Origin of the sequence: Bacillus sp. FSL R10-2201 (assembly GCF_038008665.1) — a bacterium.
GTDB classification, from domain to species: domain Bacteria; phylum Bacillota; class Bacilli; order Bacillales; family Bacillaceae_G; genus Bacillus_A; species Bacillus_A mycoides.
On the sequence record NZ_JBBOZP010000001.1, the window covers coordinates 3,168,211 to 3,192,331 of the forward strand.

The 24,121-nt window shown below is 34.9% G+C and carries 26 protein-coding genes and 1 other annotated feature; of the genes, 8 read left to right on the forward strand and 18 right to left on the reverse strand.

Going from position 1 to position 24,121, the window contains the following annotated elements; genetic code table 11:
* The first annotated feature begins 44 nt into the window (after positions 1–44).
* Positions 45–1,718 carry an alkaline phosphatase gene (locus NSQ69_RS16350; RefSeq protein ID WP_002167962.1) on the forward strand — a complete coding sequence of 558 codons (1,674 nt, stop codon included), beginning with the start codon at positions 45–47 and terminating at the stop codon, positions 1,716–1,718.
* 84 nt (positions 1,719–1,802) lie between these two features.
* On the opposite strand, the gene NSQ69_RS16355 is transcribed toward NSQ69_RS16350, so the two are convergent.
* A complete protein-coding gene (locus tag NSQ69_RS16355) occupies positions 1,803–2,483 on the reverse strand; it encodes an NAD(P)H-dependent oxidoreductase (RefSeq protein WP_078422367.1) in 681 nt (226 codons plus the stop codon).
* Between the two features lie 127 nt (positions 2,484–2,610).
* On the opposite strand from NSQ69_RS16355, the gene NSQ69_RS16360 reads away from it, so the two are divergent.
* Entirely contained in the window at positions 2,611–2,985 is a 375-nt protein-coding gene (locus tag NSQ69_RS16360; RefSeq protein WP_078185441.1) for a winged helix-turn-helix transcriptional regulator, read from the forward strand.
* Between the two features lie 372 nt (positions 2,986–3,357).
* Here NSQ69_RS16360 and NSQ69_RS16365 read toward each other — a convergent pair whose 3' ends face one another.
* The 6 genes from NSQ69_RS16365 to NSQ69_RS16390 all read right to left on the reverse strand — a co-directional run bounded on the left by NSQ69_RS16365 (position 3,358) and on the right by NSQ69_RS16390 (position 8,428).
* Positions 3,358–3,510 (reverse strand): hypothetical protein, encoded by a 153-nt coding sequence (locus NSQ69_RS16365; RefSeq protein ID WP_002128281.1) that lies wholly within the window; start codon positions 3,508–3,510, stop codon positions 3,358–3,360.
* A 375-nt stretch (positions 3,511–3,885) separates the two neighbouring features.
* Positions 3,886–4,611: a hypothetical protein gene (locus NSQ69_RS16370; RefSeq protein WP_002185367.1), complete on the reverse strand. Its 726-nt coding sequence runs from the start codon at positions 4,609–4,611 to the stop codon at positions 3,886–3,888.
* Positions 4,612–4,947: 336 nt separating this feature from the next.
* The gene (locus NSQ69_RS16375) at positions 4,948–5,706 is read right to left on the reverse strand and encodes an SDR family oxidoreductase (RefSeq protein ID WP_063226515.1); all 759 of its coding nucleotides are present in this window, start codon (positions 5,704–5,706) and stop codon (positions 4,948–4,950) included.
* Between the two features lie 56 nt (positions 5,707–5,762).
* Positions 5,763–7,427, reverse strand: coding sequence for a putative ABC transporter permease subunit (locus tag NSQ69_RS16380; protein ID WP_002128285.1), 1,665 nt, complete (start codon positions 7,425–7,427; stop codon positions 5,763–5,765).
* On the reverse strand, positions 7,420–8,145 hold the full coding sequence (locus tag NSQ69_RS16385) for an ABC transporter ATP-binding protein (protein ID WP_002033261.1): 726 nt from the start codon (positions 8,143–8,145) through the stop codon (positions 7,420–7,422). The genes NSQ69_RS16380 and NSQ69_RS16385 overlap by 8 nt, the downstream gene beginning before the upstream one ends.
* A gap of 88 nt (positions 8,146–8,233) precedes the next feature.
* Positions 8,234–8,428, reverse strand: a complete 195-nt coding sequence (locus NSQ69_RS16390) for a hypothetical protein (RefSeq protein ID WP_002128286.1) — start codon at positions 8,426–8,428, stop codon at positions 8,234–8,236.
* 331 nt (positions 8,429–8,759) lie between these two features.
* On the opposite strand from NSQ69_RS16390, the gene NSQ69_RS16395 reads away from it, so the two are divergent.
* Together NSQ69_RS16395 and NSQ69_RS16400 are read left to right on the forward strand one after the other, a co-directional pair.
* Entirely contained in the window at positions 8,760–9,119 is a 360-nt protein-coding gene (locus tag NSQ69_RS16395; RefSeq protein ID WP_197236402.1) for a DUF3796 domain-containing protein, read from the forward strand.
* Positions 9,107–9,307 carry a helix-turn-helix transcriptional regulator gene (locus NSQ69_RS16400; RefSeq protein WP_002084410.1) on the forward strand — a complete coding sequence of 67 codons (201 nt, stop codon included), beginning with the start codon at positions 9,107–9,109 and terminating at the stop codon, positions 9,305–9,307. Before NSQ69_RS16395 ends, NSQ69_RS16400 begins: the two co-directional genes overlap by 13 nt.
* Positions 9,308–9,608: 301 nt before the next feature.
* On the opposite strand, the gene NSQ69_RS16405 is transcribed toward NSQ69_RS16400, so the two are convergent.
* Positions 9,609–10,571, reverse strand: a complete 963-nt coding sequence (locus NSQ69_RS16405; RefSeq protein WP_341099503.1) for a tubby C-terminal domain-like protein — start codon at positions 10,569–10,571, stop codon at positions 9,609–9,611.
* 536 nt (positions 10,572–11,107) lie between these two features.
* Here NSQ69_RS16405 and NSQ69_RS16410 point away from each other — a divergent pair.
* Positions 11,108–11,605, forward strand: coding sequence for a DinB family protein (locus NSQ69_RS16410; RefSeq protein ID WP_341099504.1), 498 nt, complete (start codon positions 11,108–11,110; stop codon positions 11,603–11,605).
* 424 nt (positions 11,606–12,029) lie between these two features.
* Here the strand turns inward: NSQ69_RS16410 and NSQ69_RS16415 are convergent, their stop codons facing one another.
* The 3 genes from NSQ69_RS16415 to NSQ69_RS16425 all read right to left on the reverse strand — a co-directional run bounded on the left by NSQ69_RS16415 (position 12,030) and on the right by NSQ69_RS16425 (position 14,832).
* Positions 12,030–12,740, reverse strand: a complete 711-nt coding sequence (locus NSQ69_RS16415) for a YjjG family noncanonical pyrimidine nucleotidase (RefSeq protein WP_002128295.1) — start codon at positions 12,738–12,740, stop codon at positions 12,030–12,032.
* A 157-nt stretch (positions 12,741–12,897) separates the two neighbouring features.
* Entirely contained in the window at positions 12,898–13,929 is a 1,032-nt protein-coding gene (locus NSQ69_RS16420) for a tyrosine-protein phosphatase (protein ID WP_341099506.1), read from the reverse strand.
* A 180-nt stretch (positions 13,930–14,109) separates the two neighbouring features.
* The gene (locus tag NSQ69_RS16425; RefSeq protein WP_002128297.1) at positions 14,110–14,832 is read right to left on the reverse strand and encodes a GNAT family N-acetyltransferase; all 723 of its coding nucleotides are present in this window, start codon (positions 14,830–14,832) and stop codon (positions 14,110–14,112) included.
* 123 nt (positions 14,833–14,955) lie between these two features.
* Here NSQ69_RS16425 and NSQ69_RS16430 point away from each other — a divergent pair, with 123 nt between their 5' ends.
* A complete protein-coding gene (locus tag NSQ69_RS16430) occupies positions 14,956–15,795 on the forward strand; it encodes a DUF2785 domain-containing protein (protein ID WP_002013997.1) in 840 nt (279 codons plus the stop codon).
* 17 nt (positions 15,796–15,812) lie between these two features.
* The gene (locus tag NSQ69_RS16435; protein ID WP_002128299.1) at positions 15,813–16,262 is read left to right on the forward strand and encodes an NUDIX hydrolase; all 450 of its coding nucleotides are present in this window, start codon (positions 15,813–15,815) and stop codon (positions 16,260–16,262) included.
* A gap of 118 nt (positions 16,263–16,380) precedes the next feature.
* On the opposite strand, the gene NSQ69_RS16440 is transcribed toward NSQ69_RS16435, so the two are convergent.
* From NSQ69_RS16440 to NSQ69_RS16465, 6 genes are all read right to left on the reverse strand, one after another.
* Positions 16,381–16,635 (reverse strand): YbeF family protein, encoded by a 255-nt coding sequence (locus tag NSQ69_RS16440; protein ID WP_002128300.1) that lies wholly within the window; start codon positions 16,633–16,635, stop codon positions 16,381–16,383.
* A 97-nt stretch (positions 16,636–16,732) separates the two neighbouring features.
* Positions 16,733–17,113: a VOC family protein gene (locus NSQ69_RS16445; RefSeq protein ID WP_002128301.1), complete on the reverse strand. Its 381-nt coding sequence runs from the start codon at positions 17,111–17,113 to the stop codon at positions 16,733–16,735.
* 45 nt (positions 17,114–17,158) lie between these two features.
* Positions 17,159–18,199 (reverse strand): ROK family transcriptional regulator, encoded by a 1,041-nt coding sequence (locus NSQ69_RS16450; protein WP_078203910.1) that lies wholly within the window; start codon positions 18,197–18,199, stop codon positions 17,159–17,161.
* A 123-nt stretch (positions 18,200–18,322) separates the two neighbouring features.
* Positions 18,323–19,516 carry an MFS transporter gene (locus NSQ69_RS16455; RefSeq protein WP_003190495.1) on the reverse strand — a complete coding sequence of 398 codons (1,194 nt, stop codon included), beginning with the start codon at positions 19,514–19,516 and terminating at the stop codon, positions 18,323–18,325.
* 69 nt (positions 19,517–19,585) lie between these two features.
* Positions 19,586–20,149 (reverse strand): maltose acetyltransferase domain-containing protein, encoded by a 564-nt coding sequence (locus NSQ69_RS16460; RefSeq protein ID WP_002033363.1) that lies wholly within the window; start codon positions 20,147–20,149, stop codon positions 19,586–19,588.
* Positions 20,150–20,370: 221 nt separating this feature from the next.
* A complete protein-coding gene (locus tag NSQ69_RS16465) occupies positions 20,371–21,408 on the reverse strand; it encodes a tryptophan--tRNA ligase (RefSeq protein ID WP_078203911.1) in 1,038 nt (345 codons plus the stop codon).
* Between the two features lie 5 nt (positions 21,409–21,413).
* Positions 21,414–21,620 (reverse strand) — a binding site (T-box leader).
* Positions 21,621–21,757: 137 nt separating this feature from the next.
* Here NSQ69_RS16465 and NSQ69_RS16470 point away from each other — a divergent pair.
* Positions 21,758–22,915, forward strand: a complete 1,158-nt coding sequence (locus NSQ69_RS16470; protein WP_002014005.1) for a 1-deoxy-D-xylulose-5-phosphate reductoisomerase — start codon at positions 21,758–21,760, stop codon at positions 22,913–22,915.
* 28 nt (positions 22,916–22,943) lie between these two features.
* On the opposite strand, the gene NSQ69_RS16475 is transcribed toward NSQ69_RS16470, so the two are convergent.
* Positions 22,944–24,065, reverse strand: coding sequence for an AI-2E family transporter (locus NSQ69_RS16475; RefSeq protein WP_002128308.1), 1,122 nt, complete (start codon positions 24,063–24,065; stop codon positions 22,944–22,946).
* Between the last annotated feature and the right edge of the window lie 56 nt (positions 24,066–24,121).

The window sequence follows — 24,121 nt, forward strand, 5'->3', positions numbered from 1 at the left end:
AACGTTAGATTGGGATATCGAAAACGACCTATGGAGGAACCACAATGACTACTCTTCGAAAAAAAATAATGGGACTAACATTAGCGGGAACGGTAGCACTATTTACATTAGCAACAGGAATCATAATGAACGATAATGAGGTAAAAGCTGAGGTAAAAAAAGCAGGAAAGCAACCTAAAAATGTGATTTTCATGGTTATAGATGGGACAAGTTCTTCTGCTACAACATTAGCCCGGTGGTACAAAGGTTCACCTCTTGCGCTAGATCAAATTGTATCCGGAGGTGTTCGTACATACTCAGCAGAATCGGCTATTACGGACTCTGCACCAGCAGCCACAGCTTTAGCGACAGGAAATAAATCAAATTCAGGCTACGTGGGCGTATTACCTTCTGTTGTGAATTCACCTGGCTTAGAACCAGTGAAAGAAGAATGCAAGTTTCGTCCAGTTGCCAACGTCTTAGAAGGCGCAAAACGTTCCGGCCGCGCGACAGGAATCATTGCTACATCAGAAATTCAACATGCTACTCCGGCTAGTTTCTCTGCCCACCACGTTAACCGTAAAGATTTCGAAGTACTTGGTGAACAGCAAGTGTATCAAAATATAGAAGTTGTATTAGGTGGTGGAAAAGCAGCACTTCAGCCTACGACAAGCAACGGAATTCGTAAAGACAACGAAGATTTAGTAAAAGTGATTCAAGACAAAGGGTACGACTTTGTCGAAACAAAAGATGCGTTATTAAACTCCAAATTAAATAAAATCTGGGGTTCTTTCTCTAATACTGCCCTTGCGTTCGATATGGATCGTAGAATAACCAATCCTAAGCAGCCAACTCTTTCCCAGATGACGAGAAAAGCAATTCAAACATTATCAAAAGATAAAGATGGTTTCTTCTTATTTGTAGAAGGTAGTAAGGCAGATTGGGCAGCACATGCAAATGATCCAATCGGGATGATTAGCGATGTATTGGCATTTGATGATGCAGTTACAGAAGCATTAGAATTTGCGAAGAAAGACGGTAACACTATGGTCATTGCTTTAGCGGATCATGGTAATAGCGGTATTTCCATTGGTAACAGCAATACCACAAAAGGCTATGATACTACACCAGTATCAGCTTACATTGCCCCACTGAAAAAGGCGAAAATGACACTTGAAGGTGCTACAAATAAACTAAAAGATGATTTATCTAATATAAAAGAGGTCGCTGCACTTTACGGTTTAGACGACCTAACTGATAATGAAAAAGAGCTGTTAAAAGCTGCACAAAAGAAAACTGATGTAGGTCCAATCCTTACTAAATTATTGGCCAACCGTGCGAACATCGGTTTTACAACTGGTGGTCATACGGGTGAAGATGTATTCTTATACTCTTACGGTCCTCAAAAGCCATACGGTTTAGTCCAAAATACAGACATTGCGAAAATAATGGCCAAAGCAATGGGCTTTCAATTAGGAGAATTATCTAAGAAATTATTCTTAGATGCTGAAACATCCTTTAAACAAATTGGTGCAACTGTAACGATTGACAAAAAAGATGCACGAAACCCGGTGCTTGTAGTAAAACGCAATAATACGGAGGCCAAATTGTTTGTTAATAAAAGCATTATATATATTGGTGGGAAAGATTATGAATTAGGAGGCATCGTTGTAGAAAGCAACGAGAAATTCTATGTACCTGAAAAAGCACTTCAACTATTCACAAAGCATTCTCGCTAAATTTAAAAACAGACATAAAAAAACGCTATCCTTTCTATAGAAAGGGTAGCGTTTTTTTCGTTATATGGATACAAATTTATCTTATTAAATCCATTCAACAATAGTATCCATAGTTTGTCTTGTTTTATTAAATTTTGGTTCTCCTTTACGGTATCCAAATGCAACCATAACTGATACCTCAAGATTATCATCTTTTAAAATTCCTTCTTGACGAAGTAAAGAATCTACTTTTTCTTTATCGAATCCTTCCATTGGACAAGAATCAATACCGATTTGAGCTGCACTAGTCATCATATTAGCTAAAGCAATATAAGATTGCTTTGATGACCAATCAAATACAGCACGTTCGGAGTCTAACAATTTAAAATCCGATTCTTGGAATTTTTTGAAGAATTCATATCTCATTTTTTGGGCTTCTTCAGGCAATCCAATAATATCTTTCATCATGTGCTGAATATACTCTGCATCATAGTGCATATCTTTGATGTTTCTTGAAAGAACAATGACAAAATGACTTGCTGTTGAAAGCTGCCCACCTGCTCCCCATGAATATGGTAATAGTTTTTCTCTTAATTCTTTATTTTGAACCACAATAAATTTCCAAGGCTCATATCCAAAAGAAGAAGGAGATAATCTTCCTGTTTCTAAAATAAATTTAAAATCATCTTCTGAAATTTTCTTCATAGGATCAAATTCTTTACATGCATGTCTAAAGTTAAAAGCCTCAATAATTTTTTGTTTTGTATTTTGTTTTGTGTTAGTCATAAAAGATCCCCTTTTCATTAAATTATTATTTAACCAAATTATATTTTTAAAGTAACAATGATACAAGTACGCACATTTATGTGCTATAGTATCAAAAAAGATACTATTGTTAAGGGAGAGTCTTTTTATGATTAGTTCAAAAGAAGATGATGTAAATTATCCATTTTTAAATAAATATTCTTGTCCAGTAGAAGCTATCGTCGAGGTTATTGGCGGGAAATGGAAAGGTGTTATTCTTTATCATTTATTAGATGGTAAGAAACGATTTAATGAATTAAAAAGATTAAAACCTAATATCACCCAAAGAATGCTAACACTTCAACTTAGAGAACTTGAAGCAGATGGCATCGTACATCGGGAGGTATATCGTGAAGTACCTCCTAAAGTAGAATATTCGTTAACTGAACTTGGCGAGTCATTACGTCCAATTATCCTTTTAATGATGGAATGGGCGACTAATAATATGGAGCAGGTTTTGGAAAGTAGAGATAACACTAAATAGCATTTAAAACCTGTAATTAGCCATTACAAACAACTCAAAAAAGATTGCCTCTTAGTATACAAGCGATTTTTTTTTGAGTAAAAGGATTATTTGGGTCAGATTCTGGAAACGTGTTAATATTCTTCATAAAGGAGGTCTACTGATGAAAAATTTATGGAAGAAAGTTTCTTTAATTTCTTTCATAGTAATTGTCCTTTTAATAATTTTATATTTTTGTGGTATGTCACTTTTCTGGAACCAACCCTAAATTACATTTAAAAATAAGCCCCCCTTGAATAAAATTCAATATTCCGTCAATACTATACATGACATTAGATTTTCTCCTTGTTCCCCCTTGGAGAGTCGGGCAGCTAGCTTTTGTTAGCTGCTTTTTTATTTTCGAATCATTGCCGTCATTACTACTGGTGGTCCATTTGTTCCGTATTTCATAATTTGAGCAATTGATTGTAACTGCTGAATGCCTTCTTCTTCATTATGTTCTCCCTGAACAATTGCTGACGAACAATATAATGGTTGAACAGCCACTGTATGGAGTCTCTTCCGCTAAATAAAATTGTGCGACCATTGGAAGTTCTTCTCGTTTACATATTTCTAGGATTTTCTGCGATACTGGTGCAATTTCTTCATCATAAACTTCCTCTTTATCGTACATCTCAATTCATTCTCCTTTTCTACAAAATGAAATTTTTGTAGAAAATAATGAACTTTAAAAACTACTAAATTGCAAATATAAATACAAGGGAGCGTTTTATATGACTCCCTATCAAAAAATATCTTTAATAGTTATCACTCTTTTTTATCATTGTGATGTTCCTTTTAAATGAAGTCTTTATTTCTTAACACCCAACGAGAATGTACAACAAACTAAAAAGGCCTACTCACACGAGTAGGCTTTTGAAACTATGAAAGCTTCGTTAATAATTGATTTAAATCTTTTTTCGTTTTCGTCGTTAATGACTTCATTTTATTAATATCGATCTTTTCTTTCTCCGCTCCTACAATTAACGGATACATACTTTGGCCAATTGTTTTATATTCAGTCGGATGTGATGCTTCTAACTCTTTTTCAATGACATCCCACTTCTCATTAATTTGTTTTCCAAGTTTATTAACTGTTTCTAATTTAGGATTTGCAGCTAATTGCTTGTCCAAGCTTTCAATTAATGTAACGACTTCTTTTACATTTGTTTTCACAGCGACGCTTTTCTTCGGATCTTTCGTTGTTTTTCCGTTATTGTTTGTACTTGTACTTTGATCTGTTGTTTTTCCGTTGTTGTTTGTACTTGTACTTTGATCTGTTGTTTTTCCGCTAGTAGTTTGATCATTCGTTTTTCCTGTCGTTTCTTTTTCTTTTGTTGTTTTGCCGTTACTTTCTGTTCCTGATGATTCCTTTGTATTTTTTGCATCCTTATCTGTTTTTTCATTCGAAGAAGTATTTGTGTCTTTTTCAGTATCTTTTGTTGTTTTTGACGCTTCATCTGCACTTGTCGTTTTCGATTGCTCTTCATTTTGTGCAGTTGCCTGATCCTTCTTCGCTGCATCTTTATCTGTGGAGGTACTACAAGCTGCCATTGTAAGCATTGTACCAATTGCTACTGATGCGATAGCGACCTTTTTCATTTTCATAAAAATCCCCCTATGTTTACAATTTTATCCTTCTCTTTACGATTCTATTTCCCCTTAAAAAATCCCTTTTCATACGAATCACCATCTTTCCGACAGTAATCTTCATAATAATACGTACAAAAAACGATAAATTCATTTTAATATTCGAGTTTTTTCTACTACATTTTCCTCCTCTGTAGCAAAAGAAAAAGAGTATGTTGTCACATGAAGATTTACAATCTACAAATGACAACATACTCCCCTATCAATTTTTTATCTTTCTTGACATTTTATTTATACAAAAAACAAAATAATTACTAATTTTTTTATTTCTCAACACTTGTCAACATAATATTTTTATGAATAACCACCGTTCGAATGAATGACTTGCCCAGTAACCCACTTCGCTTCTTCACTTACTAAAAAAGCAATTAAGCGTGCCGCATCCACCGGTTCTCCAACTCTTCCTTGCGGGAATTTCCATACTAAATGATGCTGTAATTCCTCTGTAATCCATCCTGTATTCGTTGGTCCTGGATCAACAGCATTGACTGTAATCCCCTTCTCCATAGCAACTGGTGCAACTGACTTTGTAAATGCTTCTATTGCTCCCTTTGTTGCTACGTATGCTAGTTCATCTGGCATCGGGCCTAATGACTGCCCAGAAGTAAGATTTATAATACTTCCACTCGTTTTAAGTGAAAAATGTTTAATAAATAATGAACTTAATAGCATAGGAGCACGAACATTAACCGTATAATGTTTATCTAGCTGTTCTACATCTAACTCTTTAATTTTCGTAGGAGTAGAATACGCCGCATTATTAATAAGAATAGATGGATCCCCTAAACGTTCTGATACCATATACAATACACGATTAGGCGAATAAGACTGCGATAAGTTGATTTCTGCCATTTCACATCGAACGCCGTAACTTTCAATTTCCTTTTTCAACAAAAAGGGCTCTTGATCATTCATTCCCCATGGCATCGCTTTATCATACCGAGGCCAGTACGTGAAAAAAATGTCTATCCCATTTTGAGCAAGCACCTTGCATACAGCTGCACCAATTCCATTCAGACGAGTTGCCCCTGTTACAATTGCTATTTTCTTCACCTTTTCTCCTCCATCTATGGATAAATCCCCTGCACGAATACAGAGGATCTACCTTTTTAATTAATATTTGACAATATACGCTCAGCGCCTAATTTTAAAATTTTAATAAAGATATAATTTACAATCGTAAACATTACAAATAAAACGATAAACATAATCCAAAGTCCTACTTGAAGGAAGAAGTATAATACACTTACACCCGCTACAATAACTAAAGCTATTAAAATATTAGCTAAAAAATTCCACAAAGTTGTATATCGACTTTTAAATAATTTCTGTTCTGTATCCCAATGAATATCTGCAGTTTGTGCATCCCAGCGTGTACCGATTAAATTAATTAACAATAAACCGTTCGCACTTAGTAAGAACCAAAGTATCATGAAGACTGGCGAAATACCTGCTACAAATGCCATTGTAATACCGAATACTCCTAAAATGACTACATTAATTAACCAGGCCGTTATCGCTTTCGCAAAAAAGATATCCGAAGCCTTTACTGGTAAGTAACGATTCACAAACCAAGAGCTTCCATCTCGTGAGAATGACGTTGTTGCAATAACGTTACTCCCCATTAAAAATAAGGATGCACAAAGGCCAACACCAATTGCGAAACCTGCTGATTCTGGATTATCAATATATTCCGTAATCCATTTTAAATTTCCATCTTGTACAAACAAAACAAAGAACAGCATAATTGGCATAACGAAAGTTTGCACAATACAATTTAAGAAAAATTGTGGCGTACGGAATAACGTTTTAAATTCTTTTTTCACATATGCTTTTAAATGAGAACTTTGTACTGTTGATTTCTGTAAACCTTCTGCTGAAATTACCTCTTTCTTTGCTGTACTCGTTGAAAGTCCAATAACCCCTTTTAAATATGTACGCTCTGCAATGTAATAAAACAAACCGAAAAATGCGATAGAAATAAGAATGTATATTAGTACGTATAATATTCCCTTCCACGATGCATTTTCTACTAATCCCATTGCACCAAAATATGTAGTTGGAAAATAATTTGTCATTTGTATGAAAAGGGAGGATTGATTATTTGTAAGATAATTCGCAACTGAATCTCCAGCTCCAGATACTGCACTTTTATTTCTCCATTGCATAAATACATTGATTCCGACGATAAATAGTATACTTACGATTCCAATAAATATACTTCCTCGATCTTTATTTTTCGCTATATTCGTATACCTCATAATAATTGTCATAATTAACGAAGCTAAAACTAGCGGAATGATCGGGAAGAATAAGTAAATGACAATCATATAAATGTAATATGTAATGAAAGCACCACTCTTTAAACCGTAAGTAATAAAGATAGGCAATAAAATAAACGAGCTCATTACATATTGTGTAATTAACACTGTAAAGAACTTTGCCGAAATAATTTGCGCTGGTTTTAACGGTAACGGTAGCAACATTTCAACATCATTACTATAGTAAAACACTGTTAAAATGTTCATAATACTCATCAAAAATACCCATATACTAGCAACTGCTAATCCCATCGCAATAACAATTCCTGGATCCTGTCCGAGGTGTATCATTCCTTCATATATTCCATGGGTCATCGAACCAAATATTAAAAAACCTACAAATAAAATGGCTGCAAATGAAAATAAATACGCCCATCTTTTCTTTTTATCTGTTATGAAATCTGCATAATTTAATTTCAATAATACTTTCGTTAACGTCAAAATTTTACTCATTGCCCGTCATCTCCAAGAACATTTTTTCAAGTGATTCATTGGATTCAAAATGATCTCTCATTTCATTTAAATTCCCTTTAAACTGAAGATTTCCCTTATTAATAATCGCGACGCGGTCACATATTTTTTCAGCTACTTCTAATACGTGTGTCGAGAAAAATACAATCTTCCCTTTATCTGCATGTTCTCTCATCATTTCTTTTAAAATATATGCAGATTTCGGATCAAGACCTGTTAACGGTTCATCTAAAATCCACACATCTGGTTCATGTACGAGCACACCGATAATAACAATCTTTTGTCTCATACCGTGTGAATAACTTTGAATTTGATCAGATAAAGCATTGTACAGATCAAACTTCTTCGCTAATGACTCTATTCGTTCTTGTCTTACTTCCTTCGGTACTTCATACATATCAGCCATAAAGTTTAAATATTCAATCCCTTTTAATCGTAAAAACATATCCGGGCTATCTGGAACATAGCCAAATGTTTTCTTCGCTTCCATCGGATTTTTCATAATATCTTTACCGTTGATTGTAATGGTTCCTTTGTCCACCCCATGAATACCAGTAATCATCTTAATTGTCGTTGATTTACCCGCACCATTCGGTCCTAAAAACCCAAATATTTCTCCACTCGGTACAGATAAACTTAAATCTTTTACTGCATAGGTAGATCCATTATAACTTTTTGACACATTCAAAATTTCGATCATTACATCCAATCCTTTCCTTAATTACCAATTAACTATATTAATATTATAGCATACTTATATTTTTAGATTTTTACATTTTTCAGTTTTTTTAACCTTTAAAATAAATATAAATTCCTAATCCAACGATTAAAACAACGGCTAGTATTATATAAATCATCGTAAGTCGTTTAATATTTCCTTTTGTCGCTTTACTATAATTCGCATCACCATTTCGCCCAATTAACACCGTTCCAATTACAGTAATAACTACAAGTAATATAACGATCATTATCCCAGTTAACATTTCGTCCTCCCCCTCCTTACATCCATTTTACGATATTTCCCTTTTTATTTTACAGAATATTTAACCTTTTTTACTATTATTATGAAATAAATCGCAAAACTATTATTACTATGAATTTCCATATGTGATATATTTATAACATATAGTGATTTATCCCGCATTAACTGGCAGTAAGACTCCCACCTCAAAATTCGGCTGGAGCAAAGAAGTTAGGTGGGAGCCCTGCTGCCCGTAAACGCCCGATTGGTGAAGGCTAATAATCAGTGGGGGATGAACACCCCCCACTGATTAAAGTTTCACTTTATTTCTAACATCGAAAGGAGAATCTATCATGAAAACGACTTGGATAAAATATTTAGGATTTCTCGGTTTCTTTGGGTTTCTCGGATTTTTTTATGAAAAAGGATTGTTTACTATGTTCTGTTTCTTCTCCTTTTTCACGACGTATAGAAAAGTTCAACACGATGAACTATTTGAACAAATCGTCAATAAATCTTGCCTCAACGCCTTTATCGTTACGTTATTAACTACCGCTATCATTATCTTTATTGAAATGTTATTTCCGAATCCTACACTACAAGAGATTGATATTGCTCTTATTTTCAGCACACTCATTCTTACATTCGGATTCTCTACCTTCTTTTACGATAAACCAGTTGATGAAATGGAAGATGCACCATGGCGTTCGTAACGAAGATAAAAGAATACCGCGCCAAAGTACATATGACGCAGGAAGATTTAGCGAAAAAAGTTGGTGTACGTCGTGAAACGATTAGCCATCTCGAAAAAGGAAAGTATAACCCTTCCTTACAGCTTGCTCATGATATAGCGAGAGCACTTCATAGTACGATTGATGAGGTTTTTATTTTTGAGGATTAATAAAGGGCACCAAGTTTAATATATAATACTGAATCTAAAGTAATTAAAGATATACTAGACGACGCATGTTGTTTAACAATGTAGTTTTAAGGTGTATCAACACTTTGCTTGATACGCCTATTTTTTATGGTTTTTATCACTACATTCATCAAAGCGACCAGTATGTTGCAACGAAAATACCGTACTTTTTCCAGAACCACATAAAAAATACCAGTATTCTTTCCATGAAGAATACCGGTACTTCTCATTTATCCCACTATTTACGGGCAATAAGACCCCCACTGATTAAAGTTTCACTTTATCACCCATACAAAACAGCATGAAATACACCTAACAGTAAGTATTGATCCTCTATATAATCCTCATCATATACATCCATCTCGATATAATACATATCTTCCTCAAGACGAATATTCCAATCTGCGATTACATAGCCGTTTCGTAATAATTTTCCAAGCCCAATTGAAGTTTTGTGAACAACATATTCTTCTGTCTTATATGTAAAAGTAAATAAGAAATTTGCATCTAATAACTTTCCGTCACATACAAGTATTTCATGCTCTGCATCATTATTATCGATGTACGTTACTAAAATCCTTCTTTGACGCTGCCTACTTACATCCTTTGCAATGACGCGAATATTGTTCTTACTATCCTTTATTTCATAAATGATATTACTACCGACTTTCGGAATGAAGTCTAGCACTTTCATCAACGTATTTTTATAATAGCCCCGTACTGCGCCTACTCCTTCGCTTCCATTGTAAACCTCTATCGAAGTCGTATCCGCTTTACTATCACACAGTCGTTTATAAGAAAGCTGCATCATTCGCTCTCCTCTTAAGTACTGATCAAACGTCACAGGATATCCTATCGCGCGCAGTTCCTTATTTAGCTCATATAAATAGCGTTGAACGCTCTCTACTAATGTTGTAGTTGATATACGCTCTTGAAGTTCAAATTGCTGCCAACTGGAAAAAACTCTCCACTGACCTTCCTCTTCATATACGAATCCGAGAATTACTTCCTCACGGTCACTCGTTTCATAATTCAATTGTTCTTTCTGCCCATGTTGCACTTGTTCCATCCACTGTCCTAAATAAATGCCAAGCTCTGCAACCTTCATGCATGACTTCTGAAAAAATACGCTGTCACTCACGCGAATTGTTAAATCCCCTTCAATAAAGCCATTTGCATAAGCGGCATACCGTGGCTCATCCTTCTGCGGGATAGCCTTGTCTAACTCAAATAAAAACGTTAACATCCTTCACTCACCTCTAGTTGTTACACAGCTCATACATGACATCGCATCACTCTGAGAAACTATGTATATATGAATATTTAATTATCGCATTATAACACGTGAAAGACCTTAGTATAGTAGCGCTATTTTTGCTTCGCGAACTCCCTCATAATAGAATAACTATCCTTTTATTATTTTTTTCTTGACTTAGAGTTCACTCTAATTATTATAATCAACTCATAGTTCATTCACAATAAAATCAATTGGATAAAATTCAGGAGGGATCGGAAAAGCTAAAATCAAAAGTGGCTGACATTAACGCAGACCTGAATGTTGTCATTCGAACCTTTGATTTATCTGTTAATACAATTGTACATTAAGGTACTAATCAAATAAAAACCTACGATTTCCTGTACGTTAAGAATTCAGTGATTCTTGCCTTATTTTACTTTCTCTTAATAGTCGTAAAGCTTCTATAATTTATTTAGTACATATAAAAAAGACGGAATCATAACATCAGCAAATTAGAAAATAAAACAGGATGGGAGTCAGTTATTATGGAGCAATCAAATAAAGCGTTTAGCCAGGCATTAGTAAAATCGTTAAGAGGAGAACGAGGACATCTTCCCATCAAGAATGCTTTATCGGATATAGACGTGGCGCTTGCGGGAAAACGCAGAGAGGAACTGCCTTATTCTATTTATCAATTAGTGAAACACATGACCTATTGGCAAGATTTTCTCTTATTATCCGCTCAGGGGAAGAAGCCTACATTGCCTGCCCATGTAAAAGAGAGCTGGCCTGAAGAAGAATGCCCTGGCAGTGAGGAAGAGTGGCAACAGATTATTCAGTATTTTCTTCAAGGGATTGAACAGGCATGCACGATCGCCCAAACTGTTCAATTGGACAAAACATTGAAGGAATGGCCTGGTGAAACCCCTGGCGGTGTTCTACGGAATATTGCATCTCATAACTCCTACCATTTAGGAGAAATTGTGCTGATTCGCAGATTATTTAGTGCTTGGCCACCGCCAACAGGCGGATATCCGGTCTAAACAAGGAAAGGGTTCCACTCCATGCCCATTAACTTAAGATTTTGAATTACACCCAAAACGAAATTTTTACCACTTTACAGTTATTTATGAGAATTAAATTCATTTTTTTCATTACTGGGGAACAAACATTTTTTAAACTTGATGGAGATAGGGTATAAAAATACAAATTTCATCTCCGAAAAAAATAAAAAAACGATTGCTTGGATCCTAAGAGGCAATCGTTTTTTTTAGCTGTTTGTAATGACCAATTACAAACAGCTAAATATATTATTTTGTGTTATTTCTGTTTTCTTTCAGTAAAATTGTTTTGACTTGGTGCCATCTTTTTTGTCTCATATCTTAGTATATGAAATTATATGCACGATTTTCAAATACATCTACCGTAACTTACAATATATCAACTATTCGACAAATCTTAACAAGATTAAAATGAGACTACCTTTTCTTCCGCCACTTCCACAATTTCTAAAATTTGTAGCAGGTTCTCCACTTCATAAGTCGGCTTAACACTCGTCGTATTCTCTTTTAAACTCGGATTATACCAACACGTATCAATACCGTAATCTTCTCCGCCTTTCATATCAGAAGTTAGCGAATCTCCAACCATTAGTACACTTGATTTATCAGTAATCCCAAACTTCTCAAAAGCATAATCAAAAATCTCACGCGCTGGTTTTTGATGGCCGACCTCTTCAGAAATAATAATATGATCAAAGAAGTTACATAAAGGCGAATTTCCAATTCTCGATTGTTGCACTTTTGTGTATCCATTCGTAATGATACCTAACTTGCAATCTTGAAGGTTCTCACATAATTGCACTGCACCATCTATAAGATGTACTTCTTTTCCTAAGTTTTCAAGGTATACATCACTAAATTGCTGCGCATCTACTTCTAGAGTATGAAGAGCAAATAATTGTCTAAATCGATCTACCGCTAATTCACTTAGCGTAATCATTTTATTCTCTAAATCTCTCCATAATCCATTACTAATCTCTTTATAACTTGCAAGATAATCATTATACCCTGTAGGCATGCCAAATTGTACAAACGCGTTATGTAATGCGTTTCTTTCTGTTTTAGGGAAATCTAATAATGTATCGTCTACGTCGAATAGTATTACTTTGTATTTCATGATGTTCGCCTCAATTCCTATATTCTCATAGCTTAATTATAGCAACAATAATAAAAGGAGGCTAATCCAATCAGCCTCCCTCCTCATTATTTATCCCGCATTAACGGGCAGTCCGATTGGTGAAGGCTAATAATCAGTGTGGATGCCCCCACACTGATTAAAGTTTCACTTTATCTTCTAGCAATAACACTTTCATTTCCTCTAACGATTCTTTCGTAAAGCCAAGAGCTTTTTCAGCGTATGCTTCCACTGATCCATATTGCTTTTTAACTTCATCAATCGCAGCTTGTAAATACTCAGCACGTGCTTCAAACATTGCACCTAATATTGCTCTACTTTCGTCGTTCTGTAATTTCACACCTAAAAAGGCCATCATTTTTTCATTTAACTTTTCACGGAAACCGTTACTTAGTAAGTAGTCTTCCATTACTGTTTTTTCCGGTACACCTAGTAAAAGTAATAATAATGCTGAGCCAAATCCTGTACGGTCTTTTCCAGCTGTACAGTGGTTTACTAACGGTAAGTTTTCCGGGTTTTGCGCCAGTTTTAAGAAGCTCACGAATGCTTCATTACCACTTACGAAATCTTGATTCATTTTCACAAGATACTCGCCTGGTTTCCCTAACATAGAAAGGTCACCAACTTGGAAAAATTCATTTATATTCAAGTCTTTCGCCAAGTCTTGCATAACTGGTAAGCACACTTGACGAGCACCTGTAACACTTGGGTTCGGCTTATGCTTCACTTCAAAATCTGTACGGTAGTCACAAATTAATTTTAAGCTAGACTTCTGTAAATACTCGATATCCCATTCTGTTAATCCTGCTAATTCTTCAGAACGATACAATTTACCCCATTTTACTTTACGGCCTTCAGTCGTTTCATATCCTCCCATATCACGGAAGTTAAACGCACCTTGTAATGGTAATCTACGCTCAGCTACTGTCACTGCTTGTCCATTACTTCCTACTAACCTAAAATATGGACGCTCATTTTCACTCGGGTTTTCAATTGTACATGCTGAATCCCCACTTACTGTTACAAGTAGTTCTCCATTTTCTTCAATATGATTTGGTGAAGTACTCCAATAAATACGAACTTCTTCTATATTATTTTCCCACTTTATATGTAACGTATTATCTTCATTTCGTTCTACAGTTGCTTGTAGCCAATTTCTTTGTTGCTTCATACTTTCACCAACGCTTTCTTCGTATAGTCTAATCCTTCTCTATTGTATTATAGGAACGCTTACTTTGTCGTTTCGATTTTTCTTTTTATCTTACAAACATGCAAAAAGTTCTTTTACTTGTTCATAAGTTGTACACGGATTCCCGCTAAATGAGTTCGAGAGAGTAAGCCATCCATCCTTCTAAAACCTTCTCACATATCGCTCAGTAGAGCTCAGCTGCTGACATCCGTTCTTTTCAAAGACATCCTTCATCCACTCGTTTTGTACATTTGTCTCGCCAATATAATAAGATGCGCCTATTTCTTTTAAGACAAACATTGCCCCTGTAAAGAATGCTGCTTCATACCCTTTATTTCGCATATTTGGAGCGACTGCGAAATACATAAGTTTTCCTTCTTCTAACGTACCTCTTTCAATATGCGGGATTACAATTCCTATTGGCTCTTCATCGATACTTGCTGTTAAACAATGTTCTTTCCATTGCCCACCTATTTCTTGTAGCATCGTATTTACAAATTGATCATAATCGATTTGTTCTCCCGTCACTTCATTCCACAGTGAATAAAAAGCGTCTTCGCCCATCTCTTCAATAAGCTTAAAATCAATATCACTTTTTATATCTTCCACTTCATATATATCCTTAAATACAATCATGTTTTCAGTAATATATTCAAATGAATACGTTTCGAAACATTTCTTATACACATCATAATTTGGGCTTTTTGAAGAAATCTCAAATTGAAATTCTTCTATTCCATCTTTTTCAGCTTCAGCAACGCAATATTGCATTATCTCTTCTAATTGCTCTTCTGTAAAAACCTCTGCATCATTTTCTTTTATCATTATAGAAGAAGCATTTTTTCTTATTTTAAAATGTTTTTCTAACTGTTCTATAGTCATCATATACTTCCCTCATCTATGTCATACTCGAATTTCTACTTGTTCTCCTTGCATGAGCAGGATTGTCCTTGAATATATAGAATACTAGAAAACATCGCATCTTTAAAGTGCGGAGGAGGTTCTCCATTGGATATTACAGCGCTGCAACAACAGTTAGAGCTTATACAACAAAATGACTATACGCAACTGCAACATATAGATATTAATGAGTTAACGCTCAATATGCTTCAGTATATCGGAACAACTGATAGTTACGTTCGTTACCAACTTATATATAAATGTTTTGCACATTTCATTCATCATGAATTCCTTATGGATGATCAGTTGAAATTACTTCTACAAACTTGTTTAAGTGATGAGTATTTATATTGTGACATTCACTCCCCACTTACAGATGGGGTTTTCACACGTTCTTATACTGTTTCGTTACTTGCATTAATACTCCAATTCGCTAACTCGCACTACTTTTTTACAGAGGAGGATATCGAAGAAATAAAAAACAAACTCATTACATACACAAACTTAGAAATGGATTTTCGAGGCTATATTGAAAATAAAGGATGGGCTCATTGTCTTGCCCACGTATCTGATGCCTTTTCTGAAATTGTTCACAATTCCTATACGACCTTTGAATGGTACGAGGAATTAATTCATTGTTTATTAAATAAAATTTTCATCCCATCGGATCTTTTTCATAATAATGAAGATGAACGAATTGTTACACCGTTACTATCTATGCTATATCATGACTTCCCGCAAGATGAGTTAATTTCAATTATTTATAAAAAAATAAAAAGGCTTCCTCAAATTAGAAAACGCCTTTCCCTTAATGAGTATTGTATTTTATGCGCAAACATTAAAATCTTTTTACGCACATTATTTTTTAGAACAAAAGATGATCATAACTTAGCATTTACAGCACGTAAAACAGAAAAAATGTTAAAAGAACTGCCTAATTATTATTAAATATAAGGAGAAGAATTATGGGCTATATTGAGGACATGAGAAATCTAGTAGGAAATCATCCACTCATTTTAATCGGATCACACGCCATTATATTAAATGAGAAAAATGAAATATTATTGCAGCTCCGTACAGATTTTAATCGCTGGGGCATTATTGGTGGCGCCTTAGAATATAACGAAACGTTAGAAGACGCTTTACAACGAGAAGTATATGAAGAAACTGGACTTATCATTAAAAATCCAGAACTATTCCGTACATACTCAGGACCTGATTTCTTTCAAATCTATCCAAACGGCGATCAAGTACATGGTGTACTCGTTGTTTATATTTGCCGAGAATTCCACGGTCAGCTTATATGTGATCAAACTGAGTCAAAAGAATTACGCTTCTTTCCGCTTGATGAGTTACCTATTACTCTTCATCCAGTTATTGAACGTATTATTAGGGAGTTTCAGCACTCCAATTAAAAAACATTACATATTGTATATAGAAATAAAACAACCTCATTTCCCGTCATGATAACGCGAAATGAGGTTGTTATCGTTCAGCATAAATCCCTATTCCCCCAAAAATAACCAAATGATATTAACGTTCACTTTCTACAGCTGTATATCCCCTTACAAATAAGAGTGTTATATAAGAAGTAATGAATGAAAAAATAGTATACATGCCCACCCAAAAGAAAAATGATGGATCATACAATGTAACATTTAACATAAGAAAAATGAGAAATATTACCATTGGCATCACATAAAATGTACCTAATTTATATGTCCCAGCTATTGAAAAAATAAAAATAAGCAATGGATATATACAGAAAATAAAAATGAATTCACTCACTGTTATGTCCCCCTTTCTGAAGAAATAATAGGTTTCTCGTAAACATTTTGGGGAACAACAAAGTTTTATTTTTTATCAGTTATTAATAAATATAATGTTAGATTGTTATCTCAATCTGATTTCCTTCAGGATCACTTACTACACTTTCATAGTAACCATCCCCTGTAGTACGCGGGCCGTTTAACACAGGGTATCCTGCTTCTCTTAATGTATTAGTTAATTCGTTCACTTTTTCTTTACTACCTACAGAAAAAGCAATATGCGCATATCCTATTGTTTGTACTTGTGTTTTACCGTCTATCCCTACTTGTCTCATAAGTTCTAGACGCGCTCCACCTTCAAAAGTTATAAAATAAGATTCAAACTGCTTTTTCGAATTGTGATATAAGCTATTTTCTTCACCACCAAAGTACTGTTTATAGAAATCACGCATTCCTTCTAAATCATTTACCCAAATTGCTACATGTTCAATTTTCATAATCGACACCTTTTCTTTTACAGTATTCAACCAACAATTTGATATTTAATTTTCTTTGCTTGTTCTTGTTATCATCAGATCAAGTCCAAGACTTTTTAATCCATATAAATAATCTTCTTTCCAATCGCTCACTGTTATTTTTGGAATATGTTCCGCTGGAATGTACTTCGGACAACTTTTTACAATTTGATCTATTACAAATTGATTCACTTCATCGTTACAGAAAATAAACACATGAGGATTAATAATAGCTATAAATGCAGAGATTAAACGGGTAATAGCATCTATATTATATTTCTCTGGATTATTAGAATCTCTCACTTCATCTCCACTTCTCAAAGCTTGTAAGAAATTTTTATTATCATACTGCGGAACGAAAGATATCTCTCCTGAGAAAAAGGTACTTCCTCTTACCACATCTCCATTTATCATAATACCTGCACCTGGACCATTTTGACCTGAATACAAATATACAAGAGATGAATTATCATCATTTCCAGTGTTTTTATAATAGCCAAGGACTGCGGCATTCATATCGTTTTCTATTACTACAGGTATAGAAAACAGGTCCTCCAAGTGACTTTTCAAATTAAAATTCTGAAACTTTTCATAACCAGGTATATAAAAAATACGACCATTATCAACCGAACCGGGCACACCAATTGATATAGAGCTTATTTTCGGAAATGTAGCTATAAGACTTTCTATATGTTTAGATAATAGGTTTACGCCAGTATCAATTAATACACTTGAAGTACTTCCTTGTTCTTTTACTTCCCCTAAACAGTTAAAAATTGTATAGTTCGTCTCATTTTTTTCTAAAAATATCGCTAAACCTAACATATATTCCGGATTATACGCATATCGTTTTGCTCTTCTTCCACCACTTGAATCATCTAAACCGACTAGAGTGATTTCTCCGTCTTGTTTCATTTTTTCTATAAATTTACTCACAGTTGGAAAACTGATTTCTAATGTATTACTAAGTTCAACTTTCGTTGCACTACCTTGCTCTAGAAGAGCTGTACGAATGCCGCGAAGGATCGTCTCTTTAATCGATTTTTGAGTAACAAATTGTTCACTCAAATCGCTCACCACCTTAATCAACATACTTATTAAACACTTTTAATAAGTTGCGTTGACAATATATCATACATCATTTTCTAAAGCAATAGAGATGATACATTTCCGCTGGCATGCACTCCTTATTTAGCTCGATTTATTCTCTCTCGTAACAGACGATACAATTCCAGACAAGAGAACAAATAATAAAACAGCTAACAAGGCATTGCGTATCCCGAATGCTTCCCCCAGTATACCTAAGAATGGTGGTCCGACTAAAAATGCTGTATAACCGATTATAGAAACTGCAGCAACATTAGAAGTCGCATTTTCACGGTCATCTCCAGCAGCTGACAGACCAATTGGGAACCCTAGCGCTGCACCAATCCCCCACAGTACTACACCAAATGCTAGAAAATACGAATTACTCCCAAATATTACGATTGAAATTCCTAGAATCGCCATCATAATGGTGGCACGTACGACAGCGACACGACCGAATCGATCAAGGAAATAGCTGCTACACATACGAGTTAACGTCATTGCTAATACAAAAATTGTGTACATAATAGAACCTGCCACTATACTTTGCTCGTGTCCATCTACCATCACGATAGGTAGCCAATCATTTGCACTACCTTCTGCAAATGCCATTCCGAGTACAAAAAGACCAATTAAAAGCACCTTTTTTTCCATACGTAAGGTCGTATGCTTCTCTCTCCTTTTGTTCCACGATTTCTCCTTCTTTCCTGTTCCATGCGGAAGAAAACGATACACCATACATACAAGTAATACAAACACGACCGAAATCGCAAGAAACTGATACAGAATCGGGATGTGAAGCGACGCTGCGACAGAACCACTGAGCGCGCCTACTAAAGTTCCTACACTAAAAAAGCCATGGAATTTCGGAAGAAGAGTTGTTCCTAATTTCTGCTCAATGGAAGAACCTTCTACATTCAATGCGACTTCCGCCAATCCGTAGCCTACTCCAAATACTAGTAAGCTACTAAAAGCCCCCATACTAGAAACAAAATAAATATTTATACCTAAACAAATCAATCCAACAATCATAAAAAACATACTGCCTATAATAACGTCTCTAGCTCCCTTACAGTCAATGAAGCGGCTTGCACTCAGTAAACCAATTATTGAACCGACAGATAGTCCGAATAAAATCCAGCCCATTTCTGCATTTGACACTGCTAACATATCTCGAGTAGCTGCTGTTCTTGAAATCCATGTAGCAAACGCGACACCTGGCAAAGCAAATAAGAGAAAAAGAGCATTTCGAGAGGCAAGTAATGTCTTTGTATGATTATACGCACTATTTTTCTTCATATGAAACACCTTTCACATTGTCTATACGATACGACACCAGTTTATTCATGCATCCGTGAAAAATGATTTCTATAAGTCTATCATTTTCATAACTTTGGCTGGATTACCACCAACTACTACATTATTAGGTACATCTTTTGTCACAACTGCCCCTGAAGCAATTACAGCGTTGTCTCCAATTGAAATACCAGGGTTAATAATAGCTCCCCCACCAACCCAAACATTGTTACCAATCTTTACAGGCTTTCCATATTCTTTTCCAGAATTCCGCTCTACCGGATGTAAAGGATGAGTGGCCGTATAAATATGGACACCAGGTGCAAACATACAATTATCACCGATTCGAACTTCACAAACGTCCAAAATAACACAATTGAAATTTGCGAAAAAGCTCTTTCCAATGTGGATATTGTAGCCGTAATCACAACGAAAATCAGGATTAATGTGGGTTTTTCCGTCAGCTGAAGAACCTAAAAGCTGCTCTAACAAGGTAAAGCGGCTTTCATCACCAGTCTCCATCGCCTCGTTATAAAGGCGTGTTAAACGTTTTGCCTCAATCCTATCAGCTACTAATTCTTCGTCATCCGCAATATACATTTCTCCCGCCAACATCTTTTCTTTCTCAGTTTTCATCTAATCATCTCCTTCGTTATCGAATGAATCAAACTTATTAAATCAGTTTAATAAGTGACTTTAATGTTACTTATTAAACACGTTTAATAAGTAACCCTATATTAACATATTTTTATTAATATGCAATTAATAAATTCAGTAAAAAATGCGAATCCCTCATTTTACATGCAGATAAAACGAATAAATAATTAAGATTCACATAGAAAAAAACAAGGGAGCGCTCAGCGTCCCCTCTCAAATCCAATCTGTTTTTTAATTTCCACCAAATTCACCTTCGCAATAGCCCGCGCCCTCTCAGCACCTTTTTCTAACGCTTCATATAGTAAATGTGGATCATTCATATAATTTCCGTATTTTCCCCTAGGTCCTGAGAGTTCACGATTTACAACGCGGAATAACTCTTTTTTCACATCGCCCCATCCGATTCCAGTCTCATACTTTTCGCGTAACGCCTGAATTTCGTCTTCCTTCGCAAATTCTTTATATATCATAAATAACGTTTCTAGTTCTTTCGGTTCATTCGGAAGTGAGGAATCTGTTTTTATTTTAAATATTAACTTTCTAAGTTTTTCTTGCTCTGCAAATAATGGGATAACATTTCCGTAACTTTTACTCATCTTTCTTCCATCAAGTCCCGGTAAAATTGCCCCTTCTTCTTGTATGACATACTCTGGAAGCGTAAATGTCATACCAAATGTATGATTAAAGTACGTCGCAATGTCACGAGCAATTTCAATATGCTGAATTTGATCTTTTCCGACAGGTACATGAGTAGCTTGAAATAATAATATATCAGCCGCCATTAAAATCGGGTACGTATATAATCCCATATTCACACCTGCATCAATTTCTAATCCCGCTTCTTTATTTTGCTCTACCTTCGCTTTATATGCATGGGCACGATTCATAAGTCCTTTCGGAGTTAGACAAGCTAATATCCAAGCTAATTCTAGAATCTCTGGCACTTCTGTTTGTCGATAGAAAATAACATCTTCTCCAAGTCCGAGTGATAACCATGTAGCTGCTACCTCTTTCGTGTAACTACTGAACTTTGCTGGATCATGCACAGCATTTAACGCATGATAGTCTGCTATGAAATATAACGCTTTTCCTTCTTTGTTTTTTGACATTTGTAATGCAGGTTTAATCGCACCAATATAATTGCCTAAATGCGGGTAACCTGTTGGTTTAATTCCTGTTAACATAATTTTCTCGCTCATCCTAACTCCTCCTTTCTCAAAATAAAAAGAGCCCCTCATCCTAAAAAAAGGACGAGAGACTCCCGCGGTACCACCTTAATTAGCTATATTATAGCTCACTTCAACTTCTTAACGTGAAGTAACCGTCTTCGCCTACTCATTTAAGCTAGAAGCTCCAGAGCCCATTCCATATTCATCACTTACTGATTCCCACCAAATATCAGCTCTCTGAAAAGTTTTGAATATGTACTCTTCTCTTTCATTGCTTTTTAGTTTTTTTTACAGTTTATCACATTTCCTTTCCAATTAAACCCTAATTTTTTGTTTTATATAGCAGGAATTTCCACCTTAATTGTCTAATAATATATAGGTTTGCAGAAATACTCGAAACAACTTTGGAGGTTTTTTCATGGTAAAATATATATCCATTTTAGGTTCAACAGGATCCATTGGCACATCTGCATTAGATGTCGTTTCCGCTCATCCTGAACATTTTAAAATCGTCGGTTTAACCGCAAATTATAATATCGATCTTCTCGAAAAACAAATCGAATCTTTTCAGCCTCGTATTGTAAGCGTAGCGACAAAAGAATTAGCGGACACATTACGTTCTCGTATTTCAACAAATACAAAAATTACATATGGAACTGATGGTTTACTTGAAGTATCTACCCATCCTGATACAAATCTTGTATTAAGTTCAGTTGTCGGTGTTTCAGGTTTACTCCCAACAATTGAAGCATTAAAGGCGAAGAAAGATATCGCTATCGCTAACAAAGAAACTTTAGTTGCAGCTGGACATATCGTCACCGAACTAGCGAAACAAAACGGATGCCGCCTAATTCCAGTTGATAGTGAACATTCAGCCATTTTCCAATGTTTAAATGGGGAAAATAATAAGGAAATCGAAAAATTAATTGTTACAGCTTCTGGCGGCGCTTTTCGTGATAAAACACGTGAAGAAATGAAAATATTACAAGCGAAGGATGCTTTAAAACACCCAAACTGGTTAATGGGCGCAAAACTAACGATAGATTCTGCCACGTTAATGAATAAAGGGTTTGAAGTGATGGAAGCTAAGTGGCTATTCGATATTCCTTATGAAAAAATTGATGTTATGATTCATAAAGAAAGTATCATTCACTCTTTAGTGGAATTTATTGATGGATCAGTCATGGCACAGCTCGGTGCTCCTGATATGAGAATGCCGATTCAATATGCGTTTCACTACCCTACTCGACTACCTTCATCCTATGAAAAATTAAATTTATTAGAAATTGGTAGTTTGCATTTTGAAAAACCAAATTTAGAGAAGTTCCCCTGTCTACAATATGCATTTGAATGTGGAAAAATTGGCGGTACAACTCCAGCCGTATTAAATGCAGCGAACGAAATTGCAAATGCACTATTTCTTAAAAATGAAATTGCATTTTTCGATATCGAAAAAACAATTTACAATACAGTTGAAGCTCATCATAACGTAAAAGATCCTTCACTCGATGATATATTAGAAGCTGATCAATGGGCACGCCAATACACAAATCAATTGTTAATGAAAAAGAGCTAAAACAGGTTTCTCTGTTTTAGCTCTTTTTTCACGTATTCAACTTCACAAATCTATAACCGTGCGTAACTAAAACTTTTAATATCGCATACCCTGGAATTGCTAAAATAATCCCCATAATTCCAAATAAATTCCCCGCAGTTAAAATGATAAATATAATAGTAATCGGGTGAATATCTAACTTTTTCCCCATGACTTGCGGAGAAATAAATTTACCTTCTGCTAATTGTACAATCATCATAACGATAATTACTTTTAACACCATTGATGGCGAGTCGATAAATGCGATAATTAAAGCTGGTGTAATTGCAATGATTGGTCCTACGTACGGAACGATATTTACAATCATCGCTAAAATAGCAAGTAGTACCGCATATTTAATACCAATAATAAGATAACCGATTAATAGCATAATACCGATAAATAAACTAACAATAATTTGTCCTCTAATATACGAACTAATCGCATAATGCATATCATCTAGTATTCTCTTCGCAGCTGGTTGTCTTTGCTCAGATATAAACTTTAAAAAATGATTCGGTAATTGCTCACCATCTTTTAAAAGATAGAACAAAATAAATGGAACCATTACAAATGTTAAAACAACTTCAGTAATTGTACTTAAAAATCCAGTTACATTTCCTGTTACTGATGATAATGATTTTGTAAAGTTCATTGTAGAATCTTTTACAATATTAGCAAAATCAACATTTAAACTTTCCTGCATTCTACCAATTACATTACTTTCTCCAAATTTACGTGCTGCCCTTTCGATTTCATGCCCGAAATATGGCAAGTTATCTATTAAAGCATTTACTTGATCTTTAATAATTGGAATAACCGTGACCGCAAGAAAAACAAATAATCCAAGAACAATTATATATATCGAGGCAATTGACACAATTCTCGACACACCTTTTCTTTCTAAAAGAGAAACGAATGGATGCAATATATAAAATAGTACTCCCGCTAATAATACTGGGAAAAAGATTGTTTTTAAAAATACGACGAACGGTGTAAAGACGAATGATATTTTTGTAAGTAATAATATATTTACAAACAGCAACGCGAATCCAAGTAGTACAGCTAAATAATTTTGTTCTTTAAAAAACTTTTTCAACTTATCTCTTTTTCTTATATTTACTTTCTCCAAATGTACCACCTCTCTAATTAGGAAAAGCCCTAAAAGGGCTTTATAAAACAATCAGT